The sequence below is a fragment of the Tabrizicola sp. genome (assembly GCF_022842145.1).
Taxonomy (GTDB): Bacteria; Pseudomonadota; Alphaproteobacteria; order Rhodobacterales; family Rhodobacteraceae; genus Tabrizicola.
In genome coordinates this window covers 348,710-374,855 of record NZ_JALHQD010000002.1, presented here as the reverse complement: position 1 = coordinate 374,855, position 26,146 = coordinate 348,710, and the positions used below count along the sequence as shown (strand labels likewise).

General features: G+C 65.0%; 25 protein-coding genes. 12 read left to right on the top strand and 13 right to left on the bottom strand.

Going from position 1 to position 26,146, the window contains the following annotated elements:
- Positions 1-160: 160 nt before the first annotated feature.
- Positions 161-2,530, top strand: a complete 2,370-nt coding sequence (locus Q0C42_RS06930; RefSeq protein WP_295073890.1) for an AMP-binding protein — start codon at positions 161-163, stop codon at positions 2,528-2,530.
- Between the two features lie 52 nt (positions 2,531-2,582).
- On the opposite strand, the gene Q0C42_RS06925 is transcribed toward Q0C42_RS06930, so the two are convergent.
- Positions 2,583-3,467: an NAD(P)-dependent oxidoreductase gene (locus Q0C42_RS06925; protein WP_295073887.1), complete on the bottom strand. Its 885-nt coding sequence runs from the start codon at positions 3,465-3,467 to the stop codon at positions 2,583-2,585.
- Positions 3,468-3,588: 121 nt separating this feature from the next.
- On the opposite strand from Q0C42_RS06925, the gene parE reads away from it, so the two are divergent.
- From parE to Q0C42_RS06900, 5 genes are all read left to right on the top strand, one after another.
- Positions 3,589-5,538 carry a DNA topoisomerase IV subunit B gene (gene parE, locus Q0C42_RS06920; protein ID WP_295073884.1) on the top strand — a complete coding sequence of 650 codons (1,950 nt, stop codon included), beginning with the start codon at positions 3,589-3,591 and terminating at the stop codon, positions 5,536-5,538.
- A 14-nt stretch (positions 5,539-5,552) separates the two neighbouring features.
- The gene (locus Q0C42_RS06915) at positions 5,553-6,521 is read left to right on the top strand and encodes a DUF3578 domain-containing protein (protein WP_295073881.1); all 969 of its coding nucleotides are present in this window, start codon (positions 5,553-5,555) and stop codon (positions 6,519-6,521) included.
- Between the two features lie 368 nt (positions 6,522-6,889).
- A complete protein-coding gene (locus tag Q0C42_RS06910) occupies positions 6,890-7,021 on the top strand; it encodes a hypothetical protein (protein WP_295018364.1) in 132 nt (43 codons plus the stop codon).
- Positions 7,022-7,343: 322 nt separating this feature from the next.
- Positions 7,344-8,033, top strand: a complete 690-nt coding sequence (locus Q0C42_RS06905) for a DUF1194 domain-containing protein (protein ID WP_295073878.1) — start codon at positions 7,344-7,346, stop codon at positions 8,031-8,033.
- 63 nt (positions 8,034-8,096) lie between these two features.
- Complete coding sequence (locus Q0C42_RS06900) at positions 8,097-9,053, top strand: NAD(P)-dependent alcohol dehydrogenase (RefSeq protein ID WP_295073875.1); 957 nt, start codon at positions 8,097-8,099, stop codon at positions 9,051-9,053.
- A 24-nt stretch (positions 9,054-9,077) separates the two neighbouring features.
- Here the strand turns inward: Q0C42_RS06900 and Q0C42_RS06895 are convergent, their stop codons facing one another.
- The 4 genes from Q0C42_RS06895 to proS form a co-directional block, all read right to left on the bottom strand.
- Entirely contained in the window at positions 9,078-9,737 is a 660-nt protein-coding gene (locus tag Q0C42_RS06895) for a hemolysin III family protein (RefSeq protein WP_295073872.1), read from the bottom strand.
- 113 nt (positions 9,738-9,850) lie between these two features.
- Positions 9,851-10,504: a ThuA domain-containing protein gene (locus Q0C42_RS06890; protein ID WP_295073869.1), complete on the bottom strand. Its 654-nt coding sequence runs from the start codon at positions 10,502-10,504 to the stop codon at positions 9,851-9,853.
- A gap of 10 nt (positions 10,505-10,514) precedes the next feature.
- The gene (locus Q0C42_RS06885; RefSeq protein ID WP_295073866.1) at positions 10,515-11,504 is read right to left on the bottom strand and encodes an aldo/keto reductase; all 990 of its coding nucleotides are present in this window, start codon (positions 11,502-11,504) and stop codon (positions 10,515-10,517) included.
- Between the two features lie 207 nt (positions 11,505-11,711).
- A complete protein-coding gene (gene proS, locus Q0C42_RS06880) occupies positions 11,712-13,049 on the bottom strand; it encodes a proline--tRNA ligase (protein WP_295073862.1) in 1,338 nt (445 codons plus the stop codon).
- Positions 13,050-13,248: 199 nt separating this feature from the next.
- Here proS and Q0C42_RS06875 point away from each other — a divergent pair, with 199 nt between their 5' ends.
- A complete protein-coding gene (locus tag Q0C42_RS06875) occupies positions 13,249-14,097 on the top strand; it encodes a carbohydrate ABC transporter permease (RefSeq protein WP_295073859.1) in 849 nt (282 codons plus the stop codon).
- Complete coding sequence (locus Q0C42_RS06870; RefSeq protein ID WP_295073856.1) at positions 14,094-14,870, top strand: carbohydrate ABC transporter permease; 777 nt, start codon at positions 14,094-14,096, stop codon at positions 14,868-14,870. Before Q0C42_RS06875 ends, Q0C42_RS06870 begins: the two co-directional genes overlap by 4 nt.
- Before the next feature lie 23 nt (positions 14,871-14,893).
- On the opposite strand, the gene Q0C42_RS06865 is transcribed toward Q0C42_RS06870, so the two are convergent.
- Genes Q0C42_RS06865 through Q0C42_RS06855 form a run of 3 tightly spaced genes read right to left on the bottom strand, consistent with a single transcriptional unit; the run spans position 14,894 to position 16,336 of the window.
- Entirely contained in the window at positions 14,894-15,424 is a 531-nt protein-coding gene (locus Q0C42_RS06865; RefSeq protein ID WP_295073853.1) for a helix-turn-helix transcriptional regulator, read from the bottom strand.
- Positions 15,421-16,071, bottom strand: a complete 651-nt coding sequence (locus Q0C42_RS06860; RefSeq protein ID WP_295073850.1) for a cytochrome b/b6 domain-containing protein — start codon at positions 16,069-16,071, stop codon at positions 15,421-15,423. The genes Q0C42_RS06865 and Q0C42_RS06860 overlap by 4 nt, the downstream gene beginning before the upstream one ends.
- Before the next feature lies 1 nt (position 16,072).
- Positions 16,073-16,336 (bottom strand): PepSY domain-containing protein, encoded by a 264-nt coding sequence (locus Q0C42_RS06855; RefSeq protein ID WP_295073847.1) that lies wholly within the window; start codon positions 16,334-16,336, stop codon positions 16,073-16,075.
- 220 nt (positions 16,337-16,556) lie between these two features.
- On the opposite strand from Q0C42_RS06855, the gene Q0C42_RS06850 reads away from it, so the two are divergent.
- From Q0C42_RS06850 to Q0C42_RS06840, 3 genes are all read left to right on the top strand, one after another.
- The gene (locus Q0C42_RS06850) at positions 16,557-17,738 is read left to right on the top strand and encodes an AI-2E family transporter (protein ID WP_295073844.1); all 1,182 of its coding nucleotides are present in this window, start codon (positions 16,557-16,559) and stop codon (positions 17,736-17,738) included.
- Positions 17,735-18,391 carry a chromosomal replication initiator DnaA gene (locus Q0C42_RS06845; RefSeq protein ID WP_295073842.1) on the top strand — a complete coding sequence of 219 codons (657 nt, stop codon included), beginning with the start codon at positions 17,735-17,737 and terminating at the stop codon, positions 18,389-18,391. Before Q0C42_RS06850 ends, Q0C42_RS06845 begins: the two co-directional genes overlap by 4 nt.
- Before the next feature lie 88 nt (positions 18,392-18,479).
- Positions 18,480-20,681, top strand: coding sequence for an RNA degradosome polyphosphate kinase (locus tag Q0C42_RS06840; protein ID WP_295073839.1), 2,202 nt, complete (start codon positions 18,480-18,482; stop codon positions 20,679-20,681).
- Between the two features lie 63 nt (positions 20,682-20,744).
- Here Q0C42_RS06840 and Q0C42_RS06835 read toward each other — a convergent pair whose 3' ends face one another.
- Both Q0C42_RS06835 and Q0C42_RS06830 read right to left on the bottom strand, forming a co-directional pair.
- Entirely contained in the window at positions 20,745-21,200 is a 456-nt protein-coding gene (locus Q0C42_RS06835) for an MmcB family DNA repair protein (protein WP_295074333.1), read from the bottom strand.
- Between the two features lie 309 nt (positions 21,201-21,509).
- Positions 21,510-21,815, bottom strand: a complete 306-nt coding sequence (locus Q0C42_RS06830; protein ID WP_295073836.1) for a hypothetical protein — start codon at positions 21,813-21,815, stop codon at positions 21,510-21,512.
- A 191-nt stretch (positions 21,816-22,006) separates the two neighbouring features.
- Here Q0C42_RS06830 and Q0C42_RS06825 point away from each other — a divergent pair, with 191 nt between their 5' ends.
- A complete protein-coding gene (locus tag Q0C42_RS06825) occupies positions 22,007-22,429 on the top strand; it encodes a host attachment protein (protein WP_295073833.1) in 423 nt (140 codons plus the stop codon).
- An 88-nt stretch (positions 22,430-22,517) separates the two neighbouring features.
- Here the strand turns inward: Q0C42_RS06825 and Q0C42_RS06820 are convergent, their stop codons facing one another.
- The 3 genes from Q0C42_RS06820 to Q0C42_RS06810 all read right to left on the bottom strand — a co-directional run bounded on the left by Q0C42_RS06820 (position 22,518) and on the right by Q0C42_RS06810 (position 26,139).
- Positions 22,518-24,344 carry a M3 family oligoendopeptidase gene (locus Q0C42_RS06820; RefSeq protein ID WP_295073830.1) on the bottom strand — a complete coding sequence of 609 codons (1,827 nt, stop codon included), beginning with the start codon at positions 24,342-24,344 and terminating at the stop codon, positions 22,518-22,520.
- Positions 24,345-24,485: 141 nt separating this feature from the next.
- Positions 24,486-25,469, bottom strand: a complete 984-nt coding sequence (locus Q0C42_RS06815) for a Gfo/Idh/MocA family oxidoreductase (RefSeq protein ID WP_295073827.1) — start codon at positions 25,467-25,469, stop codon at positions 24,486-24,488.
- Positions 25,470-25,503: 34 nt separating this feature from the next.
- On the bottom strand, positions 25,504-26,139 hold the full coding sequence (locus Q0C42_RS06810; protein WP_295073824.1) for a class I SAM-dependent methyltransferase: 636 nt from the start codon (positions 26,137-26,139) through the stop codon (positions 25,504-25,506).
- Positions 26,140-26,146 lie beyond the last annotated feature (7 nt).

Here is a 26,146-nt window from a genome sequence, read left to right as displayed (position 1 = left end):
GCAATCGATCTTGATTAGGACAAGGTTTTGTCACGAAGCGATTTTAACACTCGACCTTGGGCGTCCCCGACGTCCAAACAAGAAAGCGATTCACATGAATATTGGCGAGCTTCAGGCAACGGCAATTGTCCGCAGGAATTCCCTTGCCTTCGTCGAACAGATGTTTGCGCTCTACGCCGCGCATCAGCCCCTGGTCCTTGTCACCGACGCCAAGCAGGCGGACCAGCTTCCCGGGCTGAAGATCGACCGATGCATCGACCCGTCGGAAACAAGCGGCTGGTACACCGCACAGCATCCGGTGATCCTCGACGACAGGCCCGCGCAGGTCAGCTACACCTCGGGCACCGAAGGCCAGCCGAAGGGCATCCTTCTGACCTACCGCAACCTTGGGTACACGACCGAGCGCATCATCGACGTCATGCGGATGACCGCTGACATCCGCGAATACGTCGGCGTGCCCGCGACCTTCAGCTTCGGCATGGCCCGCTACCGCGCCGTCAGCGCCGTGGGCGGCCGGGCCTACCTTCCGCCGCGCGGCTTCGACCCGCTGGAACTGGCCCGCATGCTCTCGGCAGGCGAGGTCAACGCGCTGTCCGCCGTCCCCACCCTCCTCCGCCTCCTCTTGGCCGACCCCGCGCTGATCGGCGCGGCAGGCAAGGCCCTGCGCTGGATGGAAATCGGCTCGCAGCACATGACCGCCGACGAAAAGCGCGGCATCCGCGCAATGTTCCCGAACGCGCTCATCGTGCAGCACTACGGCCTCACGGAAGCCTCGCGCAGCACCTTCCTGCAGATCTCCGAGGTGCCCGATCACCTCCTGGACTCGGTCGGCCATCCCGTGGGCGACGGGGAAATCGCCCTTGCCCCGGACGGTCGCATCCGCATCCGCGGCCCCCAGGTCGCCCGGTCGCGGATCGACGCCGACGGGTTGCACGACCTGACTGACGCCGAGGGCTGGCTGCAGACCAATGACCTTGGCCACCTGCAGGACGGCTATCTTTTCTTCGACGGCCGCGCCGACGATCTGATCAACTGCGGCGGCCAGAAGGTCGTGCCCGACCAGCTGGAAGAACGGATTCGCGCCCGCATCGGCGAGGCCGCGCCGATTGCCGTGGCCAAGGTCCCGGATGCCCAGCGTGGCGATGGCATTCTGGTCGCGGTCGTCGGTCAGGCGATCAAGACCGAAAAGCTGAAGACCGCCGCAGCCGCAGCCCTTCAGGACATGGGCATTGCCGCTGGCAGCGCGCTTCATGTCATGACCGTCGATGCCCTGCCGGTCACCGGCACCGGCAAAGTCCAGCGCCGCAAGCTTGCGGAGATGTTCGCCGAACAGCAATTGGCGGAACCCGTCAAGGCTACCAAAGGCTCGGACAAGATCAGCGATGTCTTCTCGCTCTTCCAGTTCGAGTTTCCAGGACAAGAGATCCAGCCCGACGACACGTTTGAATCGCTGGGCGGCGATTCACTCCACTACATCCAGTTCTCCCTCTCCTTCGAGCGCCACTTCGGCGCGCTGCCCGACGAATGGGAAAAGCTCAGCACCACAGACCTGCAGCATCATGTAGAGAAAAGCGACAAGTCGACCTGGCGAAGCCTGGAGACGGTCACCCTGACACGGGCCTTCTTCATGATCTGCATTATCGGGCTGCACGCCGGGGCCTTCAGCTACAGCAGCAACTGGGGCGCGGCCTATTTCCTGTACATCCTTGCGGGCTATTCCGTCGCCCGCTTCCAGTTGCCAGAGATCATCCGTTCAGGCAGCGTGAAGACGCTCTGGGGCACGATCATCGCTCTCGCGATCCCGACCGTCCTGATGGACGCCGTCCTGGAACTCGTCTCCCGCAACTTCGAGCTTCCGTCCCTGCTGCTGATCTCGAACTACCAGGTGCCAGCGACGATCACCGGCTCGTCGTTCTACTTCATCGAGATCTTCATCCAGATGATGCTGTTCACCATCGTGATGCTCTCAATCCCCCAGGTGCGGGCCGCGTTCCAGCGCAGTCCGCTGGCCAGTTCGCTTGCGTACTTCGCCCTTATCGTCGCCGTGGACATGGTGATCGAGGCGAACTTTGACGGCGACTACAACTTTCATCGCACGCCCTGGCACTATGGCTGGTGTTTCGCGCTTGGCATGGTCATCGCTTCGGCAAAAGACCTGCGCGCGCAGATCCTGGTCTTCGTGCTGTGCGTGACCTGGGTCCCCTACTATTTCGGCCTGACTTCGGCTGCGGCTTACATCACCGTCGCCGGCGCCCTGGTGATCTTCGTGCGCACGATCCCCGTGCCTTCGCAGGTGAAGATCGCGGTGTCCGAGATCGCCGGAACCTCGATGTTCATCTACCTGACGCACTATCCGGCGATGGCTCTGGTGGGTAAGGCCTTCGGACAAGAGATGCCCTGGACCGGCTTCTTCGTAGCCATCCTCGCCGGCATCGCGGCCTCCCGCGTCTACCTCTGGCTGGAACGCAAGGTCCTGCAACTTGTGCACCGCCGGTCGCAGGCGGTGCGCGGCGACGCGATCACGAACTAGTCGCCCCCGGCCCGACCGCCCACGCGGCGGTCGGGCGGGCCGTTGACCCGGCTCAGGACCCCTGCTTGCGCCAGGGATGCTGCTCCTTGAACCCCAGCATCTCCTTGATCTTGCGGTTGGAAAGCAGGCTCTCCCGCTCTCCCACCGGCCGCGACAGGGGCACTTTCGGGAAATAGGTGGCCAGCAGTTCCGAGTTCGGCTGCGGCACCGAGTTCTCGTCGTTCACCGCGTTGAACACCTGGAACCCCAACCCGTCGGTCTTCAGGCACAGATCCACGATCTGCCCCAGATCCCGCGCGTCGATATAGCTGAAGGTGATCCGCCGCCGCAGGCCCGGATCGGCCGCCGCCGCCGGAAACACTGTCGCATATTCATGCGGCTCGATCACGTTGCCGATCCGCAGCGCATAGACATCCGCCCCGAACCGCCGCTGGAAACTCCGCGCGGTGACCTCGTTCACCTTCTTCGACATGCCGTAGCTGTCCATCGGATCGATGTCGTAATCCTCGTCCAGCGGCAGCACCTTCGGGTCCACGATCCCGTCGCTGAAACACACGCCATAGGTCGTCTCGGACGAGGCCACGATCACCTTCCGTACCCCCATCTTCAGCGCCGCCTCGATGACGTTGTAGGTCCCCACCGTGTTCACCCGATACGTCTCCGTATCCGGCACCATCCCGTACCGCGGCACAGCGGCGAAATGCACCACCGCATCGAAAAGCTGCGCCGCCCCGGCGTCCATTTCGTCCCCGCCCGCATGGGTCCGCATCGCCGAATAGACCTGCCCCGCGTCGCAGATATCGCCCAGAAGGTCATGCACCCCGTCGATCCCCAAGGGCACCCGGTCAAAGTTCAGCACCCGATGCCCCTGCGCCACCAGATAGGGCACCACATGCTTGCCCGCCTTGCCCGATCCGCCCGTGAACAGTACCCGCATTGCAATTCCTCCTCTGTTACCCCCCAACCTAGGCCGCCCCGCCGCGCCAGACCACCCCCCACATCTTGCGTCCCCTGCCCAACCAATGATCTAATGCCAGCACTTTCCCAAAGGGTGATCCATGACCGACCTCCTCTCCGGCGCCGCCACCTATGACGCCTCCTCGATCGAGGTCCTCGAAGGCCTGGAGCCCGTCCGCAAGCGCCCCGGCATGTACATCGGCGGCACCGACGAACGCGCGCTCCACCACATGGTCGCCGAAATCCTCGACAACGCGATGGACGAGGCCGTCGCGGGCCACGCCAACCGGATCGAGCTCGAACTCCACGCCGACAACTCCGTCACCGTCCGCGACAACGGCCGCGGCATCCCCGTCGACCCCCACCCCAAGTTCCCCGGCAAATCCGCGCTCGAGGTGATCCTCTGCACCCTCCACGCCGGCGGCAAGTTCAACGCGAACTCCTACTCCACCTCCGGCGGCCTCAACGGCGTCGGCTCCTCCGTGGTCAACGCACTCTCCGACGCGATGACCGTCCAGGTCGCGCTCAACAAGGAGCTTTACGAACAATCCTTCTCCCGCGGCATCCCCCTCGGCCCGATCCAGAAACTCGGGCCCATCCAGAACCGCCGCGGCACCACCGTCACCTTCCACCCCGACCCGGAAATCTTCGGCCACCAGACCCTGAAACCCGCCCGCCTCTTCAAGATGGCGCGGTCCAAGGCCTACCTCTTCTCGGGCGTCGAAATCCGCTGGAAATCCGCCATCCCCGACGGCGACACGCCCCAGGAAGCCACTTTCCACTTCCCCGGCGGCCTTGCCGACTTTCTCAACGAGTCCCTCAAGAAACTCACCACCTACGCCGAACGCCCCTTCGCCGGCCGCGTGTCGTTCGAGGAGAAATACCAGATCCCCGGCTCCGTCGAATGGGCGATCAACTGGACCCCCGCGCAGGACGGCTACCTCCATTCCTACTGCAACACCGTCCCCACCCCCGAAGGCGGCACGCATGAGGCCGGGTTCTGGGCCGCCATCCTCAAAGGCATCCGCGCCTATGGCGAGCGCGTCAAGAACCGCAAGGCCGAGCAGATCACCCGCGACGACCTCCTCACCGGCGGCTGCGCGCTCCTCTCCATCTTCATCCGCGAGCCGCAATTCGTCGGCCAGACCAAGGACCGGCTCTCCACCGAGGAAGCCGCCAAATGGGTCGAAAATGCCGTCCGCGACCACTTCGACACCTGGCTGGCGCGCGACCCGAAGTCCGCCGGTGCCATCCTCGACTTCCTCGTCCTGCGCGCCGAGGAACGCCTCCGCCGGCGTGAGGAAAAGGAAACCCAGCGCAAGACCGCCACCAAGAAGCTGCGTCTGCCCGGCAAGCTCACCGACTGCTCCTCCAAGACCCGCGACAACACCGAGCTGTTCATCGTCGAAGGCGACTCTGCCGGCGGCTCCGCCAAGGGCGCCCGCAGCCGCGAGACGCAGGCCCTCCTCCCCCTCAAGGGCAAGATCCTGAACGTCCTTGGTGCCGCCTCCGCCAAGCTGAACGACAACGCCGAAATCCGCGACCTCTGCGAAGCACTCGGCACCGGCATGGGCACCCGCTTCAAGCTGGACGACCTGCGCTATGAAAAGATTATCATCATGACCGACGCCGACGTCGACGGCGCGCATATCGCGTCGCTTTTGATGACCTTCTTCTTCACCCAGATGCGCCCCCTGATCGACAAGGGGCATTTGTATCTGGCCTGCCCGCCCTTGTATCGGCTGACGCAAGGAGCCCGCCGGATGTACGTCGCCGACGACGCCGAGAAAGAGCTTTGGCTCGCTAAGGGCCTGGGAGGCAAAGGCAAGATCGACGTCCAGCGCTTCAAGGGGTTGGGAGAGATGGACGCCAAGGACCTGAAAGACACGACGATGAACCCTGCAACCCGGAAATTGATCCGGGTGTCGATTGATGAGGACGAACCGGGGGACACCTCGGATCTGGTGGAGCGCCTGATGGGCAAGAAGCCGGAGCTGCGGTTCCAGTATATTCAGGAGAACGCGCGGTTTGTCGAGGAGTTGGATGTTTGAGGTAGGAAGAAGAAATGCTTCATGAAATGCTCTCTCGGTTAGCAACTGAATTTACTAGGGAACGGGCCAAACCATTTGCGCAGAGTGATTTTGGCAACTTTGTTAGGCATGACATTTCAATTGAAGCCCGCAAGCGATTGGTATTCTTGCCCTATGATTTCAAGGTTAAGGCAAGCGTTGGCGCAGGTGTTTGGGCGGCTGTCCCTTGGTTGGCATTTTTCGATCCTCTAATTACTGAATCCGCCACTAATGGCTTCTATGTCGTCTACCTGATTAACCCTGATAGCCAGACAATATACCTTTCACTCAATCAGGGAACGACTTCAATATATCAAGAGTTCGGGGAACAAAGAGGCCTAGAGGTACTGCGTCGACGCGCAATCGACATACAGGATCGCGTTCAAAGCTTTGCAGGGATTTTTGACATTTCACCTATCGATCTTGGCAGCCAAGCCAGCCTACCTAAGGGCTATATGGCCGGTCACGCATTTGGCCGGGCGTACAGTGCAACAAGTATTGACGAAACTAGATTCTACGATGACCTGGAAAAGATGCTCTCTGCATATGAGCTCCTCATTGATTTGGGTGGGACAACACCTACTGATTCGATGAAAGAATACTCCGGTGGTGAAACAGTAGAAGAAACCAGGCGGTATGTGCTCTCCAGGCGCATCGAGCGCGCACCGAATGTAAGGCCAAAGGTGCTAGAGCGCAGGGGGATAATCTGCGAAGGATGTGGACTCGACCCGGTGAAACACCTGGGCCATTTTGGCCCTCCTTCCTCTGCGCCTGTTGATGTTCACCATCTAAACCCGCTTAGAAGCCTCCAGGAGGGTGAGAGTAGGCGCTACAAGATTCCCGAGGACTTCCGGGTACTTTGTCCAACTTGTCATCGATTAATACATAGCCAGCGCGACGCTGACGACATGGACCAACTGAGGGCTTCCATTAGGTTCCATCCAATTCCTAAACAGCAAGCCTAAGCTGGGCGCCAACTCACCAAACCCACTGACCCCGTCAGCTTCTCACCCCGGCGTGGCATCGTAGGGTGCGCTAGCGCACCATGTAGGTTGGGGTTCACTCCGACTTTCCCGGCCCTCGCAAGCTTGCTCGGGCGTTCGGGGCTGAAAAAGGTCCACTGGACCTTCTTCGCGGCGCAGGGCGCCGCCGCCCCTCACCCCCTTGTCCTCCCACCCCCCGACCCCCACCTTGAGCCTACAGGCTCCGCCCGCCGCACCTAATGCGGCCCCGCCCCTGATGCCCCCGGCACCGGCCCTCAGGCCCGAACCCCGGACGGCAGCGATCCCCTCGGCATCCGCCGGGTGGTCCCCGGCAAAGAAGGAACCTCCAGATGTCCAAGGACAGAAGCAAAGGCAACAAAGAGGCCAAGAAGCCCAAGAAGGAAGCCCCCAAGGTGCTGGCCACCGCGAACTCCGGGCTTGGCAAGGACGGCATGGTCATCGCGGGCAAGAAGGTAAAGTAGGGTGCTCCGCAGGTCGGGGTTCTGACCGACTCTGCTCATCCACCACCCCACACCCCACCCGACCCAATCGCGCCTCCCCTCCACCTCCGTGGGGAGGGGATGGGGGTGGGGGGCTCTGCCTGACCCCCAGCCCTCGGCAGCGGCCTCGGGCGTTCGGGGCTGAAAAGGTCCGCTGGACCTTTTTCGCGGCGAGTGCCGCCGCCCCTCCCCCCGTTACCAAACCGTAAACGCCCACACCCAACACCTTGAAATCATTCACCCGCAAAGCCTGCCCACGCGCGGGCACTTGCCCGGCCCCCACCAGCGCCCCATATCCCCACCCATGCGGACCCTGATCGCCCTCCTCCTCCTCACCACCCCCCTCCACGCCCAGGAGGTCGACCTAGAACTCGTCCTCCTCGCCGACGCCTCCGGATCGATCACGCAGGAGGAAATCGACTTCCAGCGGGAAAGCACCGCCACCGCGATCACCGACCCCGCCGTCCTGCAGGCCATCTCGAACACCCTCACCGGCAGCATCGCCGTCACCTACGTGGAATGGGCCGCCAACCAAGCCACCGTCGCCCCTTGGACCGTCATCGACAGCCCCGAGACAGCCGAGGCCTTCGCCGCCGCCCTCCTCGGTCCCCCCCGCCTCGCCACCGGACGGAATGCCATCGGCGACGCGCTTCTGGAAGGCCGCCGCCTAATCGAGACCAACGACATCCCCTCCCTCCGCCAGGTCATTGACTTCTCCGGCGACAGCGCCGGCAACTACTCCGGCACCAGCATCGAGGAAGCGAGGGACCAGGTCGTCGCCGCCGGGATCGTCATCAACGGCCTCCCCATCCTAGACGGCGGCGAGGGCGACCCGCTCCTCGCCGAATACGAGGCCCGCATCATCGGCGGCCCCGGCTCCTTCGCGATCCCCGCCCTCGGCCGCCAGGACTTCGTCTCCGCCCTCCGCCGCAAGCTGATCCTGGAAATCGCGGGCCAGCCCGTGGACGACCTGACCCTGGCCGCCGCGCCCTGAGGTCAGGTTTCCCCTACGGCCCGCCCGGTTGACCGGAGGTTCCCCGCCCCCTACCCCTGATCCATGAAAATCGCCCGCTACACCGCCTACGGCGGCCCCGAGACCGTCGTCCTGGAAGACGCGCCCATCCCCACCCCGGGACCGGGAGAGATCCTGATCCGCGTCCACGCCGCCCCCGTCACCGCCGGCGACGCCCGGATGCGGTCAGGCAAGGTCCCCCGCGGCCTCGGCCTGATGGTTCGGCTCGCCATCGGCTGGTCCCGCCCCAAGGTCGCGCCCGGCTGGGCCTTCGCCGGCGAAGTGGCCGCCCTTGGAGCCGACGTCACCACCTTCCAGGAAGGCCAGCGGGCCTTCGGCCTGAAGGGCTTCAAGGGCGGTGCCCATGCCGAGTACCTGACGATCCGGGCCGACGGCTCCGTCCTCCCTCTCCCCGACACACTCAGTTACGAACAGGGTGCCGCCTTCTTCTTTGGCGGCCTCACTGCCGCCGAGTTCCTGATCGACCGCGCCAAACTTGCCGCCGGCGAACGCCTCCTTGTCGCCGGCGCCACTGGCTCGGTCGGCAGCGCCGCGGTCCAGATCGCCCGCCATATCGGAGCCACCGTCGCCGCCACCGCCTCCCCTGCCAACCATCCCCTCGCCCGCCAGCTTGGCGCGACCGAGGTAACCGACTACCGTGCCGGCCCGCCCAAAGGCCCGTTCGACGTGATCCTGGACGTGATGGGCAGCATCGGCTGGAAAGGCGCGGCGCCCCTCCTCTCCCCCAGGGGCCGCCTGATCCTGATCACCGCTGACCTGGGCGAGATGCTCGCCTCCGCCCTGAATCGCCGCTTCATCACCGGCACCAACAAGGACGACCTCCCCGCGATGCGGCGGCTTGTCGAACTCCACGCAAAGGGCGGCTACACCCCTATCGTCGGCCCGGTCCTGCCCTTCGTCCAACTCTCCGAGGCGCACCGGATCGCCGAAAGCTTCCACAAGCCCGGGAACCTGGTCGTCACGATGAGCGACCCCGCGTAGGGTGGGCGATTCGCCCACCGCCCCTCAGGCCAAAGCCACCGCCACGGCCGCAAAGTGCAGGCCCGCCGCCACCGCCACGAACCCGTGCCAGATCGCATTCTGGAAGCGGAGCCGCTCCCAGACGTAGAACGCCACCCCCGCCACATAGGTGGCACCCCCCGCCACCAGCAGCCACAGCGAAACCGCAGGCAGGGCCGCCGTCACCGGGCCGATGGCGATCACGCCGACCCAGCCCAGCAGCACATAGGCCAGGATGGACAGCCGGTCATAGCGGCCCGGCAGCACCACCTTGACCAGGATGCCCAGCACCGCGCCGGTCCAGACCACGGCCCCCAGCACCCAGGGCCAGTTCCCGGAAAGATGCGGGATCAGCGCGGTATAGGTTCCAGCGATCATCACGTAGATCATCGAATGGTCGAACCGCCGCAAAAGCCACTTCAGCGCCGAGGGCGGGGTCATGTTGTAGGCCAGCGAAAAGCCCCACATCAGAAAGAACCCGGCCGCATAGACCGCCAGCGCCGCGAAGGTGCCGACCCCGGCGGTTTGCAGGGCGTGGGACAAGAGCAGCGGAAAGGCGATCAGCCCGGCCAGCAAGGCCAGCGCGTGAACAATGCCATCCGCCAAGAGCTCCCCCAGTGAGAGTTCACGCTTCTGAACACGGTAGTGGTCGGTGGGGAGCGTCATGGTCTCAATCTGGCAAGGGATCGTCACCAGAAAATGACCACCCCCCACCGCCGGTCAAGAGAGCGGACGGAGTTGTGACCCGACGTCAGTAAACGCAGGTCAATAAAGCCAGGTCAGCGCCGCACCGCCCAGAGAAGCCCGCGCCGCATCAGTTCGGCCGCAGGTCCGTGGTCGATGACGTTCTTCTGATGGCCAAGCGCGTTGTAATAGACCCGCCCCGCGCCGTAGCCCTTGGTGAAGACGACCGGCATCGCGACCGGGCCATTGACCGAATGCGGCCCCTCCACCACCGGGAAATCGCAGACGGCGTGGACCTTCACCGCAGGGTCGACGTGCAGGTAATACTGCTCGGTCTTCACGGTGAAGTCGCCGATCCCCGCGACCAGCGGATCGTCCGAGGTGATGCGGACGCCGTACTCCACCCCGTCGTTGCCCGGATGCGCCACCCATTGCGCGCCGGTCATGAACTGCCAGTCCACGTTCTCGCGGAAGGCGTCGCACATGCCGCCGTGGCAACCGGCGATGCCGGTGCCCGCCGCCACCGCCGCGCAGGCGTTCAGCGCCTGTTCCTTGCCGATCTTCGACATGGTCCAGACCGGCACGATCAGGTCGTAGGTCTTCAGCGCCTCGGCATCGTCGAAACAGGCGAGGCTGTCGGTCAAGGTGACCTCCATCCCCGCCTCGCGCAGCCAGTCGGCGAACATCGGACCGACCTTCTCGGGCTCGTGGCCCTCCCATCCGCCCCAGGTGACCAGTGCCTTCGCCATTCGCTCCCCCTCAGAACCGCTGCGGTGCTTCGGGCTTGTTCTGCACCACTTCCTCGATCTCTGCCAGCACATCCGGCGTGAGCGCGGCCTTGTGGTCCAGCGCTTTCAAGTTGTCGGTCAGCTGCTCCAGCTTTGATGCCCCGAGGATCACCGTCGATACCCGCGGGTTCGCCAGGCACCACAGAAGTGCCAGGTGATGGATCGGCATCCCGGCCCCATCGGCGATCTTGGCCAGCGCCTTCACCTGCTCCACACGGCGGCGGCCCTTCGGCCCGGCAATGATGTCGCGCAGCCATTCGTAGCCCGGAAGTGCTGCCCGGCTGTCCTGCGGGATGCCGTCGTTGTACTTGCCCGTCAGCAACCCCGAAGCCAACGGAGACCAGATCGTCGTGCCCAAACCGAAGGTGTCATAGACCGGCGCATAGTCGCGCTCGACCTTCTCGCGCTCGAAAAGGTTGTACTGCGGCTGTTCCATCGTCGGCGGGGTCAGCCCGTCGCGCCGCGCCACCAGATGCGCCTCGGTGATCTGCTGGCCGGACCACTCCGAAGTGCCCCAGTACAGGACCTTGCCCTGCAGGATCAGGTTGTGCATCGCCCGCACGGTTTCCTCGATCGGCGTGTCGATGTCGGGGCGGTGGCAGAAGTATAGGTCAAGGTGGTCCACCCGCAGCCGCTTCAGCGCGGCATGAGCTGCCTCGGTGACATGCTTTGCCGAAAGGCCGCGCTGCGTCGGCTTCTCTCCGCCCCAGAACACCTTGGACGAGACGATATAGCTGTCGCGACCCCAGCCCAGCTCCTGGATCGCCTGACCCATGACCAGCTCGGAGGCGCCTGCCTCATAGCCCTCGGCGTTGTCGAAGAAGTTGATCCCGGCGTCATAGGCGGCGGTCAGAAGCTGTTTGGCGGGCTGGACGTCCACCTGTTTGGCAAAAGTGACCCAGGAGCCGAAGGAGAACTCGCTGACCTTCAGCCCAGATTTGCCCAAGCGTCGATAGTCCATGATGGTCTCCTTATTGTGTGTCGGGGGTGACAGTGACCCTGGGGGCGCAAAGGTCAAGGCCTTGGCGCGCCGCGGGCTCCGACAGGACCAATCCCGAACACGCCGGAAGGTTCCCCGACCGACGGGTTTGACACGGAGAGGTTGACCGTCCCAGACTTTTTCGGACCATTTGGAGCCCCGCCTCCCGCAGGGCCCCGGCGCGCTGGATCAGACGCCCGCGTAGATCTCTGCCACCTTGGCCACGGCGGCTTCAGCGGACATCTCTTCACTCTCACCCGTGCGCCGCGAGGTCAGTTCAACGACCCCGTTCGCCAACCCACGCGGCCCGACGGTGATCCGCCAGGGCAGGCCGATCAGGTCCATCGTGGCAAACTTCGCCCCCGCGCGTTCGTCGCGATCGTCGTAGAGGGCCTCCAGCCCCTTGGCCGCCAGAGCCTTGTAAAGCCCCTCGCAGGCCGCGTCGGTTGCGCTGTCGCCTTGCTTCAGGTTCACGATCCCGACGGGGAACGGAGTGACCCCCTCGGGCCAGATGATCCCCTTGTCGTCGTGGCTGGCTTCGATGATCGCGCCCAGCAGGCGGCTGACGCCGATCCCATGCGAGCCCATCTCGACCGGGACTTTGGTGCCGTCCTTGGTCACCACCTCGGCCCCCATCGCTTCGGAATACTTGGTGCCGAAGTAGAAGATCTGCCCGACCTCGATGCCGCGACCCACCTTGCGGTGCGCTTCCGGGACCTGGTCGAAAACCGCCGCCTCGTGCGTCTCGTCGGTGCGTGCGTAAAGGGTGGTGAACTCCTTGCAGACATCGGCCACCTGCGCGCGGTCGTCATAGTCGATATCGCGCTGGCCGAGCTTCAGGGCGGTCACCCGGTCGTCGTAGAAGACCTCGGACTCGCCCGTCTGGGCCAGCACCAGGAATTCATGCGTATTGTCCCCGCCGATAGGACCCGAGGCCGCGCGCATCGGGATCGCGGTCAGGCCCATGCGTTCGTAGGTCCGCAGGTAGCTGACCATGTGGCGGTTGTAGGCGTGCAGCGCGGCATCGCGGTCGACGTCGAAGTTGTAGCCGTCCTTCATCAGGAACTCGCGCCCCCGCATCACGCCGAAGCGCGGCCGCATCTCGTCGCGGAACTTCCACTGGATGTGGTAGAGCGTAAGCGGCAAGTCCTTGTAGCTGTTGACGTGGGCGCGGAAGATGTCGGTGATCATCTCCTCGTTGGTGGGGCCGTACAGCATCTCGCGGTCCTGCCGGTCCTTGATCCGCAGCATCTCCTGGCCGTAATCATCGTAGCGGCCGCTTTCGCGCCAGAGGTCGGCAGGCTGCAGGGTCGGCATCAGCAGGGGGATGTGACCGGCACGCTCCTGCTCTTGGTTCACGATCTCTTCGATCCGGCGCAGGACACGCAGGCCCAGCGGCAGCCAGGAATAGATCCCCGCCGCCTGCTGCTTGACCATCCCGGCCCGCAGCATGTAGCGGTGGCTGACGATCTGCGCCTCGGCGGGGTTTTCCTTGAGGACGGGAAGGAAGTAGCGGGAAAGACGCATCTGGGGCCTGCCATGCAAAGGGTCCCGCGTTTCCTAGCCGGTCGGACGCGGGCAGGCAAGCGCGAGGGGATGAGCGCGCACGGACCGACATCAGCCCCGATCACGCTCTTCCGGATCGAAGTGCAAGAGTAGGGTGGGGAATACTGCCCACCCTACGCTGGCGCTTGACACCCCGGCCCGTTGCCTATGGGTTGGACCCATGCGCCCACAAGACAATCGCGCCTGGTTTCTGGTCCTTCCGGCCCTTGCTCTCCTTGGGCTGGTGGGGGCACTTCCGCTTTTGGCGGTCATCAACTACGGCTTTCATGACATCTTCACCCTGCAGGACGTGTTCTGGGTCGGGCCGCAGTGGTTCGCCGATATCCTGCAGTCCGACCGCTTCCTCGCCTCGCTGGGGCGGAGCCTTCTGTTCTCCACCCTGGCACTTGGCATCCAGGTGCCGCTGGGGATCGGGGTGGCGCTGCTGCTGCTGACCTACGGAAAGCGGGCGGTCTGGGGATTGATGCTGGTGGCGCTGCCCCTGGTGGTGCCGTGGAACATGATCCCGATGTTCTGGCTGGGCCTGATCCAGCCCGAAACGGGGCTTCTCGGGCCAAGCCTGGCGGCCATCGGCTTTGACTGGAAGTTCACCGGCTGGCACACTTGGGCGCTGATCCTGGTGGTCGACACCTGGCACTGGCTGGGACTGGTCGTGGTGCTGGCCTATGCCGGGCTGTCGGCGATCCCGCCCGCCTACATGCAGGCCGCGGCCATCGACGGGGCGTCCCCTTGGGCCACCTTCCGCTTCATCCAGCTGCCGCGCATTGCCGGGGCTCTGGCGATCGTGTTCCTCCTCCGCTTCGTCGACAGTTTCATGATCTATACCGAGGCCTTCGCGATCAACGCGGGCGGCCCGAACGATGCCACCCGCTTCCTGACGCTGGAGCTGGGCGAAGAGATCAAGGGCTTTTCCTACGGTCAGGCGGCGGCCCGGGCGACACTTTACTTCCTGATCGTCCTCGCCGTCGTCTGGGCCTTCGTCGCCACCACGCGGGAGCGGGAGGGATGAGGCATCTGGGCATTGCCGCGCTTGCGGTGTTCATCCTTCTGCCGCTGGTGCAGGCGATCCTCCTCAGCTTCACCGCCACCCTGCCCACGGATGCGGTGGCCGCAGGCAGCATCGGTCTGATGAACTACGGCAATGTCCTGGCCGAGCCGGAACTGCGCGCAGCGATGCTCAATTCACTGATCTACGTGGTCCTGAACGTGGCTCTCTGCATCTCCATCGGCCTGCCCGCCGCCTATGCGCTGGCGCGCTACCGCTTCACCGGGGACCGGCATTTCCTGCTGATGATCCTGGCCTTCCGCGTCACCCCGCCCGTGGTGCTGTCGCTGCCGATCTTCATCCTGTTCAGCCAGTTCGGCCTGGTGAACTCGCCCGTCGGGATCGCCCTCGTCCATTGCCTTTTCAACCTGCCGGTGGCGATCTGGATTCTGGAAAGCTTCATCCGTGCGGTGCCGAGAGAGTTCGACGAGACGGCCTATCTCGACGGTCACACCGGGCCGTCCTTCTTCTTCCGCCACCTGATCCCGCAGATTGCGCCGGGGATCGGGGTGGCGGCATTCTTCTGCTTCATCTTCTCCTGGGTCGAGGTGGTTTTCGCCCGCATCCTTACGGTGACTGGGGGCAAGCCGATCACGATGGCGATCCAGGCGATGTTCAGCTTTCAGACCGACATCGGCATGGTCATGGCGATGACCTGCCTGTCGCTGGTGCCGGGGGTGGCGATGATCTGGTTCGTCCGCAACCACCTGGCGCGCGGGTTCACGCTGCGGGCCTGAGCGTGTGGTGGGCGATATCGCCCCTACTGGGCGGCCTGCGGTGCTGAGTCGGGAACGCCCTCGCCCAGCAGGTCCTCGACGAAGAACGCCGCGAACTGGGCGCGGCCCGAGACACCGGCCTTGGAATAGATCCGCGTCAGCTGCGCCCGGACCGTGCCTTGCGCGGCGCCGCGCAGCTCGGCGATCTCGGCCACATCAAGGCCCTTCAGCGCGAGGAACCCCACGTCGCGTTCCGCGGGGGTCAGCGCCCAGGCCTGGAACTGGCGGTCGATCACGTCCGACAGCGCGCCCCGCGCGACCTGCAGCGCCTGGTCCTGCGCGCGCAAAAGCTCGATCGTGCGCCGCAGCGCAAACGTGCCGAAGAGGATTCCCAGGACAAGGGCGGCGGTCACCACGGCCTCGAAGATGAAATGCATCGAGGTGGGGTCCTCGCGCAGATCGCCGATCACGTCACCGACGAAGAAGACCGTGCCCAGCGTCTGCACCACCAGAAAGACCGAGAGCGCCGCGGTCTGGCGGCGCCCTGCGCTAAGGATGTCGGGACTGGCGCTCATTTGCGCCGTTGGCCAAGCACCATCGGTGCCACAAGATTGCGACGCATGGCGCGGGCTTCGACGAACACTCCGGCCACATGCAGCGCGGCCAGGATCAGGAGAAGGTTCGCAACCACTTCGTGCACCTCTTCGGCGGTATGGCGCAGGCTGTTCTCCTCGTCCGAGGATTCGCCGTCGCTCTCTTTGATCAAAGCAGACCAGTCGCCGGATGCAACCGCTGCCTTCTCGTCGGCGACCTGCATTGGCGTCGCACCTCCGGTCATGACCAGCCCGGTGACGGTGACGACGGCGAGGCAGGCCCAGAACGCATAGGCCATAATCGCCCCCGCCGGATTGTGCGAGGGGTATTGCCGCACCCGGCCCGAGACAAGCTGGCGCAGGTGGCGCAATGCGGCCAGGGGATTGGGCGGGAAGGCCGAGAAGCGCGCCTCCCCGGGGCCAAGCACCCCCCAGACCATCCGCAACAGCAACAGCGCCATCACCAGCCAGCCCAGCGAGACGTGCAGCAGGCTGCCGCCTTCGTCCAGTGCCGCGTTGACCAGGACCGACACGGCGATCCCCCAATGCGTCAGGCGCACGACGGGGTCCCAAAGGGCGGGCGGGTCGCCGGGGCTGGGCTTGGCGGATGGGGTCCGGGGGGCAGCCATGTCAGTCCTCGGCCTTGATGTCGACGACCTTGCCCGAGGCCGGATCGATGTAGACTTCCATGTCCTTGCCGGTGGCGGCGTCCTTGCACTTGGCTTCGATCTTGCCGTCCTCGGCCTCGAACTCGTCCACCGTGCAACCGGCCTTTTCCAGCGCGACCTTGGCGGCCTCGGGTTCGGTGCCGATCATGTCGCCCACGGCGGGCATGGCCAGCGCGGCCATCGGCATCGTCGTCAGCGCGAGAAGGGTGAGAAGGTTCAGTTTCATGGTCTTGCCTTTCGGTTGGGCCATGCGAGCAAGCACGACCTGCTCGGGACACCACGCCCCGGATGGCCCTTCCTGCCGCACTTTTCCGGACAGGCTCCATCCCGGCGCCGCTTACCGGACCGGACTTAAGCACATGCTGACAGCGGATTTTCGCCCGTCTCGCCCCTTGCGCGGGGTGGCGACGCGGGTGATATGTGGGAACAAAGGGGAAGGAACCCGCATGGCCCTGCCGACACGAGACCAGTTTCGCTACTGGGCCATCGCAGCCCTGGTTTTCCTGCTGCTTCTCTGGTTCCTCGGCGGCGTCCTCTTGCCCTTCATTGTCGGTGGCGCCATCGCCTATTTCCTGGACCCCGTCGCCGACCGGCTGGAGCGGCTGGGGATGTCCCGGGTCAGCGCGACCACAATCATCTCGCTGATCGCCCTGCTGGCCGTGGTGCTGCTGGTGCTGGCGGTGATCCCGACGCTGGTCAACCAGCTGACCGCCCTTGTGAACGCCGCTCCCGACATCGCCAAGCGGCTGCAGGGCTTCCTGCTGGAGCGGTTTCCGGAACTGGCCGATTCGACTTCCACCATTCGTCAGACGCTGGCGGAACTCGGCGCCGCAATTCAGGCGCGGGGCGGGCAACTGGTGCAAGGGGTGCTCAGCTCGGCCTTGGGCGTGATCTCGGTCGTCGTCTTCATCGTCGTGGTGCCGGTGGTGGCCTTCTACCTGCTTCTGGACTGGGACGAGATGGTGAAGCGGCTCGATTCCATGCTGCCGCTGGACCATGCGCCGACGATCCGCCGACTTGCGCGCGAAATCGACGCGGTGCTGGCAGGCTTCGTGCGCGGACAGGTCTCGGTCTGCCTGGCGCTGGGGACCTTCTATGCCGCGGCCCTGATGGCGGCGGGGCTGCAGTTCGGGCTGATCGTCGGGGCCATCGCGGGGGCCATCACCTTCATACCCTATGTCGGATCCATCATCGGCGGCACGTTGGCGGTGGGGCTGGCGCTGTTCCAGTTCTGGGGTGACTGGGTGCAGATCGGAATCATCGCGGCCATCTTCGCGGTCGGCCAGTTTGTCGAGGGCAACATCCTGACGCCCAAGCTGGTGGGCAAGTCGGTCGGGCTGCATCCGGTCTGGCTGCTGCTGGCCCTGTCGGCCTTCGGCGCGGCATTCGGCTTCGTCGGCATGCTGATCGCCGTACCCGTTGCCGCGGCGATCGGCGTGCTGACCCGCTTTGGGATCGAGCAGTATCAGGCGAGCCGTCTGTACATCGGCACATCGGCCGCCACTGCCCGCCCGGTCGCGCCGACCACGCCACCGCCCGCCGTGGCACAGCCCGACATGCCTGCCCCACCCGCCCCCGGGCCGAAGCGCAGCCGCAAGCCCGCAGGCAGCGGCGGAGCGGGCATGTGATCCGCCAGCTGGCCTTCGACCTCCCCGGACAGGAGGCGATGACGCGCAAGGATTTCTTCGTCGCCCCTTCGAATGCGCTGGCCTTGCAGACGCTGGATCACTGGCAGGACTGGCCGGGCCGCAAACACCTGATCGTCGGGCCGGAAGGTGCGGGAAAGACCCACCTCGTCCAGATCTGGGCCGCCGAAGCCGATGCGGTGATCCTGCCCGCCGAGACGCTCGCCACGGCGGACATCGCCCGCCTTGCAGGACGGGCCGTGGCGGTCGAGGATGCCGACCGGATTGGCGGGGCCGAGGCGCAGCTTTTCCACCTGCACAACCTGGTCACCACATCGGGCACGCTCCTTTTGACCGCGCGCACCCCGCCGCGCGACTGGGGCCTTGCGCTTGCCGACCTGAAAAGCCGGATGCAGGCGACGCCCATTGCCGTGCTGGACGGTCCGGACGATGCGCTTCTGTCGGCCGTTCTGGTCAAGCTGTTCGCCGACCGTCAGGTGGTGGTGCCGACGAACCTCATCCCCTACCTTCTCAGCCGGATGCCCCGGTCCATCGGAGCGGCCCGCGGCCTTGTCGCCGAACTGGACGCCCGCGCACTGGCGGCAGGACGACCCATCACCCGGGCACTTGCGGGCGAAATACTGGGCACGGACTGACCTCGCATCCCGGCTTGGCTGGACAGTCTGCGGCCAAGCTGACTTACTGTCGCAATAGTTTCACAGAGCGCACGGCATAAGCCCGCCCATGACCCAGGCCGACTTCCTTCGTTCCCCGTTTTCCGTCCCCGTCGATCTGCCCTTCGCAGAAACCGCCGGTCCAGGCCGGTTCTTCAACCGCGAGCTTTCGTGGCTGGCCTTCAACTGGCGTGTGCTGGAGGAAGCCGCGAACCCGCATGTGCCGCTGCTGGAACGGCTGCGCTTCCTGTCGATCAGCGCGACCAACCTGGACGAATTCTACACCGTCCGCGTGGCAGGCCTGCGCGCCCTGGTCCGCAACGGCAATGCGACCCTATCCGAGGACGGCCGCAGCCCCGCCGAACAGTTGCAGCTGATCAACGCCGACGCCCGAAGCCTGATGCAGACCCAGCAGACCACCTTCAACCGCCTGCGCAAGGAGATGGAGGGTGAGGGCATCACCCTCGTCCAGCGGTCCAAGCTGACCGCCCGCGACCTGAAGCATCTGGAAACGCATTTCCTTTCGAACGTCTTCCCGGTCCTGTCGCCCTTGGCCATCGACCCCGCGCATCCGTTCCCCTTCATCCCGAACACCGGCTTCTCCCTCGCGCTGGAACTGGAGCGGATGACCGACCGCCGCCCGCTGAAGGCGCTCCTCCCGATCCCGCAGCAGATCACCCGCTTCGTCCCCCTGCCCGGCAAGGAGGGCGAAAACCGTTTCCTGCCCCTCGAAGAGCTGCTGCTTCTGCATCTCGACATGCTGTTTCCCGGCTACACCGACCGCGGCCACTGCACCTTCCGGGTGCTGCGCGACAGCGACCTTGAAGTCGAGGACGAGGCCGAGGATCTGGTCCGCGAATTCGAGACCGCCCTGAAACGCCGCCGCCGGGGCGAGGTGATCCGGCTGAAGATGTCCGCCGGCGCGCCGGAATCCCTGCGCGCGCTGATCATGGAGGAACTCGCCGTCAGCGAGGACGAGGTCGTGGAGGTCAAGGGCCTGCTGGGCGTCGCCGACCTGAAGGAACTGATCCTCTCCACGCGCCAGGACCTGATGTGGCCGCCTTTCATTCCCCGGGTGCCGGAACGGGTGAAGGACCACGAGGACGACCTCTTCGCGGCGATCCGGCAGAAGGACATGCTGCTGCACCACCCATACGAGACCTTCGACATGGTAATCCGCTTCCTCCAGCAGGCGGCCACCGATCCGAACGTGCTGGCGATCAAGCAGACGCTTTACCGCACCTCCTGGGACAGCCCGGTGGTCAGCGCGCTGTGCGAGGCGGCCGAGGCCGGCAAGTCGGTCACCGCGCTGGTCGAACTGAAGGCGCGCTTCGACGAGGCCGCCAACATCCGGCAGTCGCGGCGCCTGGAGCGGTCAGGCGCGCATGTCGTCTACGGCTTCGTCAACTACAAGACCCACGCCAAGATCAGCACCGTCGTGCGGCGCGAGGGCGACCATCTGGTCACCTATACCCACTACGGGACCGGCAACTATCACCCGATCACCGCGCGGATCTACACCGACCTCAGCTTCTTCACCTGCGACCCGGCTCTGGGCCGCGATGCGACCAAGGTCTTCAACTACCTGTCCGGCTACGTGCAGCCGCAGGGGCTGGAGAATCTGGCGATCAGCCCGATCACGCTGAAGCCGCGCCTCCTGGAGTTGATTGCCGCCGAAGCCGATCATGCCCGCGCCGGGAGGCCTGCGGAAATATGGGCCAAGATGAACTCGATCATCGATTCCGACGTGATCGACGCGCTTTACGCGGCCTCACAAGCAGGGGTGAAGATCAGCCTTGTGATCCGCGGCATCTGCGGCTTGCGTCCCGGCGTGAAGGGCCTGTCCGAGAACATCCGGGTCAAGTCCATCGTCGGCCGCTTCCTGGAACATTCCCGCATCGTCTGCTTCGGCAACGGCCACGGGCTTCCGGCCCGCAAAGCGCGGGTGTTCTTCTCGTCGGCCGACTGGATGGGCCGCAACCTGACGCGCAGGGTGGAAACCCTGGTCGAAGCGCACAATCCGACGGTCAAGAACCAGATCCTGAGCCAGATCATGGCCGCGAACCTGGCGGACGAGTCGCAAAGCTGGGTGCTTGCGCCCGACGGCAGCTATGCCCGCGACCTTGGACCCGAAGGCGTGCAGCTGTTCAACTGCCACCAGTTCTTCATGGAGAACCCCTCGCTGTCGGGCCGCGGGACTGCCGCCAAGGATGCCCCGCGCCTCATCCCAGTCAAGGACGATGACCCGTCGGGGGTCGTCGCGGTCCGGTAGGGCCAGGACCAAAATCCTTAAGCAAGGATTTTGACAAATTTCTTTCTCAAGAAATTTGGGCGCTCAGACCCCGGCGCCGGGATCCCGCATCAACTGCAGCCGTGCCGCCGCCGCCCGGGCGAAGGTCCGCAGAACGACCTTCCTCCGCGCGCCCGACAGGGGTGTCTCGGGGGCCATCCGCACCACCTCGGCATCGTAGGGGTCGGCCAGGATCAACCCGGTGTCCGGTGGCAGCAGATCGACCGGGAAATCGGAATCCACAGCCCAGAAGAATCGGTCGCACCAGTCCAGATAGCCCTGCCATTTGCGATCAGCCCGGTAATCCGCCCGGCCGGACTTGCACTCGACGACCCAGACCTCGCCCCTTGGCCCCAGGGCCATCACGTCCACCCGCAGACCCGAGGTCGGGATCAGTTCCTCGACACAGACGAAATCCAGCGCCCGCAACCCACGGCAGACGCCGCGCTGCAACCGCTGGCCCGGAAAGCTGGGCAGGATGTCCTGGATGTCGACCGGCATGTCCATGGGGGAAATATGAACCAAAGGTGAACATCTGTCCAGCCTTGCGCCCGGGCCCCGGCACGCCTATCTTGAGCCTTGGCGGGTTCTGCTCCTCACGTGCGAGGCCTTTTTTCCAGTGGCCGATAAGCAAACGCACGGGGGCTGGCTCTGACAGGATCCTGGTCCTGTTACCTGGTTCCCACCTGAGACCTCTGGCTCTCGGGAAAATCCCGGCACTCCACGGCCGCTGCGGGCCCGCCACCCGCTCCCTCAGGCACCCGGAGTTCTCAAAAACTCCGGACCGATTCCCTAGAAGATGTCGGCGTCTCAGCGCCGGCGGTTGCGCACCGGGACCGGAACCGGGATCAGCACCGGTTCACGGGCCCCATGACCACCGCGCGGACCTTCGTCGCTGTCGGCCATCCCCATGATCCGCACGGCGAACTGCACGGCCGCAAAGACGATCCCGTTGAACATCACCAGCATCATCACGGCGACCCATCCGATGTCGGAAGCCAACACCAGATGGCCCAGCCCGCCCACGTCCAGCCACAGAAGCGCCCCCGTGAAAGCGGCCGAGATGGCGAGGCCCACGGCGACGCTTTCGATGTAAAGGCGAACGAGCTTGGGCATCTTTAATCTCCTGTCTTCCCATCAAAGCTAGGTCGGCGGAACCGCCTTGCCAACCCCTGCGTTGGCTTGATGCGCGTTTCCGCCGCAGACGGCACTGCGCCGGTCAAGAAATCGGCAATCCCTGATCCGGATCATGGCGCAGCCCCGGCCGCTCGCGGAACCTTCGCCCAGACGACCAAGGAGGACATGCCATGAAAGCCGCAGACACTCTCTATTGCATCGCCGACGAACGGGGCTTCCGGCTTCTGCGCGGCAATGCCGGGAAGCTGGAACCGATCCACGCCGCCGGTGCCGATGAATTCGCGGACTGGTCCCACGCCGTAAGCGACCCGGGCCGCAACCGCTCGGGCGGGATCAATTTCGGGAACGGCGGCGGCGATGCGGCCGAGATCGAGCGCCCGCGCCTCGCCAAGCACATCGTCGCGGCATTGGAGGAAGAGTGGAAGAAGGGCGGCGCCGGTCGAATCGTCATCGCCGCCGGGCCGAAGATGCTGGGTGCCCTGCGCAAGGCGATGCCCAAGCACCTCATGCAGGAGATCACGGCGGAGTTCGACAAGGACCTGTCCGACGTGTCCGAGCACGAGCTCTTGGACCACCTGGTTGAGAAGGGCTGAGTCCTCTCCGCCAGCGCCTTCCCAAATCGATGTCTGCGCATTTGGCGCAGGCTCTCCCAGCTAACCGTGGCAGAGCCGTGAGGTGGTCCTACCCCTCCATCGCCTCCAGCTCGTCGATGAAGCCTGCGATCATCGACAGGCCCTGATCCCAGAACTTGGGGTCGCTTGCGTCCAGCCCAAAGGGCGCCAGCAGGTCCTTGTGGTGCATCGATCCGCCAGCCTTCAGCATGGCAAAGTACTTCTCCTGAAAGTCGGGCAGACCCCCCGCATAGGCCGCGTAAAGCGCGTTCACCAGGCCGTCGCCAAAGGCATAGGCATAGACGTAGAAGGGCGAATGGACGAAGTGCGGGATATAGGACCAGAAGGTCTCGTAGCCCTCCATGAACTCGAACGCATCGCCAAGGGATTGCGCCTGCACGGACATCCACAGCGCGTTGATGTCCTCGGGCGTGAGCTCGCCTTCGCCACGCGCGGCGTGCAGCTTGCACTCGAAGTCGTAGAAGGCGATCTGGCGGACCACGGTATTGATCATGTCCTCGACCTTGCCGGCGAGGAGCGTCTTCTTCTCGGCCGGGGTCTTCGCCTGGTCCAGCAGCTTGCGGAAGGTCAGCATCTCGCCGAAGACCGAGGCGGTTTCGGCCAGAGTAAGGGGGGTGGAGGAAAGAAGCTCCCCCTGCCCCGCCGCCAGCACCTGATGCACGCCGTGGCCCAGTTCATGCGCCAAGGTCATCACGTCGCGCGGTTTGCCGAGGTAGTTGAGCATCACGTAAGGGTGGACCGTGGTTACTGTCGGATGCGCGAAGGCGCCGGGGGCCTTGCCGGGCTTGACCCCGGCGTCGATCCAGCCTTTCTCGAAGAACGGCGTCGCAAGGTCGGCCATCCGCGGGTCGAAGGCGGCGTAGGCGTCCGTCACCATGCGGCGCGCTTCCGGCCAGTCGACGATGCGCGGGGTCTCCGACGGCAAGGGAGCATTCCGGTCCCAGACCTGCAGCTTCTCCAGCCCCATCCATTTGGCCTTCAGCCGGTAGTAGCGGTGGCTGAGCTTCGGATAGGCCGCGACGACGGCGTTGCGCAGCGCCTCGACCACCTCGGGTTCCACATGGTTCGACAGGTGGCGGCCGTGCTGCGGCGACGGCATCTTCCGCCAGCGGTCGTGGATTTCCTTTTCCTTCGCCAGCGTATTGTGGATACGGGCGAAAAGCTTGATATTCTTGCCGAAGACCTCGGCCAGCGCCTGCGCCGCCGCCTGCCGCCGGGGGCGCTGGGGGTCGGTCAGCAGGTTCAGCGTGGCTTCCAGGTTCAGCTCTTCGGCCTCGCCCTCGACGGCGAACATCAGGCCCGCCATCGTCTCGTCGAACAGCTTGTTCCAGGCACTGGCCCCGACGACGCTTTCGTCGTGCAGGAACCGTTCCAGCTCGTCCGAAAGCTGGTGCGGCCGCATCGCGCGCATCCGGTCGAAGACGGGCTTGTAGCGGGCAAGATCGGCGTTCGCGGCCAGCAACCGGGCAAGATGGTCGTCGTCGAGCCGGTTGAACTCCAGGCTGAAGAACACCAGCGGAGTGGTGGCAGTCGTCACCTTGTCCTGCGCGTTGCCCATGAACTGCGCGCGTTCGGGGTCGATGGTGTTCTGGTAATACCGCAGTCCCGCGTAGGACATCAGCCGCCCGGCGATGACCTCGATCCGCTCGTATTCCTGCACGCAGGCCAGCATCGCCGCCGCGTCCTGACGGCCCAGCCGCCCCTCATAGGCCGCAGCAAAGGCCGCGCAGGCGCGCTCCAGCTCGGCCATGTCGGAGGCGTATTCCGGGCCGTCGGCGCTGGGATAAAGATCGGTCAGGTCCCAATCCGGCAGATCGCCGAACCCGCCCCCGCTGGCGTTGGCATCGTAAACGGGCTGGGGCAGGTGCAGGGTCATCGCGTTCTCCGGAAAGCTTTCACTGTCATCTAGGCTGGGCAGAGGCCGGGGAAAACCCCCGGACACCTCCTCGTGCGCCTTTCGGCTTCTCGTCGGCGATCGCCACAGCGAGGAGTGACGAAGTCATCGACGAGCGGTTCGTCAGATCTCGACCGCGACCTCGTACACCCGGTCCATCATCGCCTGCGTCCCGCGCACGAATTCCAGCGGGCAGGGATAGGCCTCGCCGGTCCGCACGCTGCGACTGAACGCCTCGACCTGCAGCTTGTAGTGGTTGGACGTCGGGAAGCGTTCCACCGTCACCCGGTTGCCGTTCTGATGCAGTTCCACCTCGGCCAGGTCGTTGACGTTGGCGTTGAAGGGACCGCCCTCCAGCCGGATCATGCCCTTGGTGCCCTGGAAGGTCGCGACCTGCCGGTTGTACATCCGCATCGAGGTCATCGAGCCATAGGTGAAACGGCCCTTCGGCCCCTCCATCGTGGCCGCGACCTGAGCGAAGGTGTCCACCCCGTTGTCGCGGTGAATGCGGGCCGACACATCGACAGGTTCCGCCCCGGTCACAAAGCGCATCGAGCCGAAGGTGTAGACCCCGATGTCCCGCAACGAGCCCCCGCCCGTTTCCGGCTTCATCCGGATGTTGCTGTCATCGGTCAGGTTGAAGCTGAAGGCCACGTCGGCGTGGACCAGATCCCCGATCTCGCCTGCCTCGAACCATTCCTTCGCGCGCTGCCACTGCGGGTGGTGGACGATCATGTAGGCCTCGGCAGCCAAAAGGCCCGAGCGGTCCCGCGCGGCGATGATCTGGTCGATTTCCCGCGCCTTCAGGGCAATGGGCTTTTCGGTCAGGACATGCTTTCCGGCCGCAAGACACTTGAGCGTCCATTCGACGTGCATGTGGTTCGGCAGCGGAATGTACACGGCGTCGATCGAAGGGTCGGCCAGAAGCGCGTCATAGCTGGAATGCACCGTCAGCGACGGGCAGAAGGCCTGAAACCCCGCCGCCTTCGACGCATCCGAGGTTGCCAGCGCGGCAAACTCTGCCCCTTCGGCGGCGTGGATCGCGGGCGCCATGTGCTCACGCGCGAAGCGGGCCGCGCCAAGCACGCCCCATCTGACTGGTTTCATGGAATCCTCCCCATTGGCTTTGGCAACCACTAGGTCAGGTTTTGAGCCGAGCTTCAACCCGGCGGAAGCGCAGGAAGGTCATCAGTCCGAAGGGGCGGACCTGGGTCTGTTCCTCCAGGCGCAGAAGGGGCTGGCCCAGAACCCGGTCGATGGCAAAGTCGGAATGCCAACCCAGAAGGTTGGCCAGGGGTGCCGCCAACCGCTCGGCGATGGCCCAGCCCTCGGCCGCCCGGCCGGCGAAGTGGTTGGCGATCATCACCGACCCGCCAGGACGGACGACGCGGGCCATTTCAGCCAGCACACGCTCGGGTTCGGGGACGACGGACATGATGTGCATGGCGGCCACGTGGTCGAAGCTTGCGTCGGGAAAGGCGATCTCGCGTGCGTCCATCTGGTACAGGCCCGCCAAGGTGTTCAGGCCGCCCTTTCGCGCACGCAGTTCGGCCTCGCGCAGCATTTCGGCCGACAGGTCGATCCCCGTCACCCGCACATGCGGCGCGTAGTAGTCAAGCGCCAGACCCGTGCCGATCCCCACCTCCAGCACCGAGCCACCCTGCGCGTTCACATGTTCGGCGGCAAGAATGCGACCACCCTGCGTGATGCGCCCAAAGGTCAGGTCGTAGACCGGGGCCCAGCGGCGGTAGGACTTCTGGATGGCCTCTACTTGCATGCATATG